Source organism: Ensifer sp. GW101-20A05, from assembly GCF_059424735.1.
In genome coordinates this window covers 1947-3950 of sequence record NZ_JBWKZT010000041.1, presented here as the reverse complement: position 1 = coordinate 3950, position 2004 = coordinate 1947, and the positions used below count along the sequence as shown (strand labels likewise).

Annotated in this window: 1 protein-coding gene; it reads left to right on the top strand. The window is 61.0% G+C overall.

All coding sequences use genetic code 11. From position 1 onward, the window contains the following. Nucleotides 1–145 precede the first annotated feature (145 nt). The gene (locus AC070A_RS34510) at nt 146–1741 is read left to right on the top strand and encodes an arylsulfatase (protein ID WP_244495556.1); all 1596 of its coding nucleotides are present in this window, start codon (nt 146–148) and stop codon (nt 1739–1741) included. Nucleotides 1742–2004: the final 263 nt, after the last annotated feature.

The following is a 2004-nucleotide window of genomic DNA, read 5'->3' as shown; positions in this document are numbered from 1 at the left end:
AGATGTGTATTCACCGGAGGAGCTGAAAATGATCCGCAAAAGCCTTAGTTACAGTCTCGGTGCGTTGACGACTGTGGCGTTTCTCTGGGGCGCGATCGCCCCGGCGCAAGCTCAGGAGACGAGAAAGCCGAACATCCTGTTCATCATGGGCGACGACATCGGCTGGATGCAGCCGAGCATCTATCATCAAGGCATTGCGGTGGGAGAAACGCCCAACATTGACCGCATCGGCAATGAGGGTGCGAAGTTCATGACGTACTACGCCGAGCAGAGCTGCACGGCCGGACGCACTGCCTTCCTCACCGGCATGCAGCCGGTGCGCGTCGGCATGGTCCTACCGGAAATTCCCGGAAGCCCGTCCTACTTGCGGACCGGCACGCCTTCGCTCGCCAAGTTCCTATTCGATCTCGGCTACAACACCGGCGAGTTTGGCAAGAACCATCTCGGAGATCACACTGAATCCCTGCCGACCGCGCACGGCTTCCAGGAGTTCTGGGGGTATCTGTATCACCTCGACGCCATGCAGGGAGTAAGCTTCCCTGATATCAACAGGACACCGACCGAGCAGACACTCGCGCCGCCTTGCAAGAACACGCCGATCCCAGGACTTGCGGAGGATCCCGCGGCCGTTGATCCCAAGACGACAACTTGCCTGACGCCACCGCGTCCGATGCTCGCGTGCACATCGTCCGACGGGACTGCGGCGAACCAAAGCTGCAAGGATCAGGGCCCGCTGACGCTGGAGCGATCGAAGACCGTGGACGAGGAGATCTCGGCCAAGGTTATCGACTTCCTCGACCGCAACGATCCCGAGAAGACGAAGAAGCCGTTCTTTGTCTGGTACAACCCGGCCCGTATGCACATCACGACCGTGCTCCCGGACAAGTACCTGGCCATGGTCGGCGAGCCTGGCGGCAAGGACTGGGGCGTCAACGAAGCCGGCATGAAGCAGATGGACGACAACATCGGCTACGTGCTGAAAAAGCTTGAGGAGATGGGTGAGCTCGACAATACCATCATCGTCTTCACCACCGATAACGGCGCCGAGACGATCACCTTCCCCGACGGCGGCACCACCCCCTTCAAGGGCGGCAAGCTGTCCACCTGGGAAGGCGGCATGCGCGCGCCGCTGGTTGTACGCTGGCCCGGGCATATCGAGCCCAGAACGGTGAAGAACGAGATGTTCGCCGCTCTCGACTGGCTGCCCACCTTGGTCGACATTGCCGGCGGCCCCAAGGGCAACGAGCTGAAGGCGCGGATCGAGAAGGGCGAGTATCCTGGCATCGCCAAGACCACGCTCGACGGGGTCAACCAGCGCGACTACCTGGAAGGCAAGTCGGAAAAATCCGCGCGCGACCACTTCTTGTACTACTCCGGTAAGGAGCCGTCGGCAGTGCGATACAAGAACTGGAAGATGTACTTCGCGATGGTGTCGGACGACCCGGCTGGCTTTATCACGGGCGTGGTCCCCTACGCCTGGACGCAGGTCGTCAACATCAAGCGCGATCCTTTCGAGACTTCGGTCGGACAACAGTTGAAGACGCTCTTCGGTACGGGCGGAGCCATCGCATCACCGTCCACTGCCTACGTCTACGATTGGAACATGCTACCCATCGGGCAGCAGTTGTGGCTGAAGCACCTCCAGACCTACGTCGACTTCCCGCCGATGCAGGACCCGGCAAGCTACAATCTGGAGCAGGTCATGCAGCAGGTCCGGGAAATGAAGACCGGTCACGACTGACGCGCCAATGGGCGTACGACATGGCGGGGCGGCCCAGGACGGCCGCCTGCCAACCGGACGCGCTGCGGATCGCTCTGTATTTTTCACGGGAAAGTAGCGGAACGACCCCCAAGGCGCTTGCCGTTACCGCGGCAACTGCTCGCCAACAACAGGAGACACGACATGGGAGTGTTCCATCATTTCGAGCGCGGCCGTCGTCGACTGTTCGTAACGCTCGCGGCAATCTTGGTTCCGATCGCTGTCGCCTGCTCCGGCGATCCTTC

Bases quoted from the DNA above. Each gene is read 5' to 3' on its own strand.
- AC070A_RS34510 (WP_244495556.1), top strand. From the start codon at position 146: ATGGGCGACGACATCGGCTGGATGCAGCCGAGCATCTATCATCAAGGC.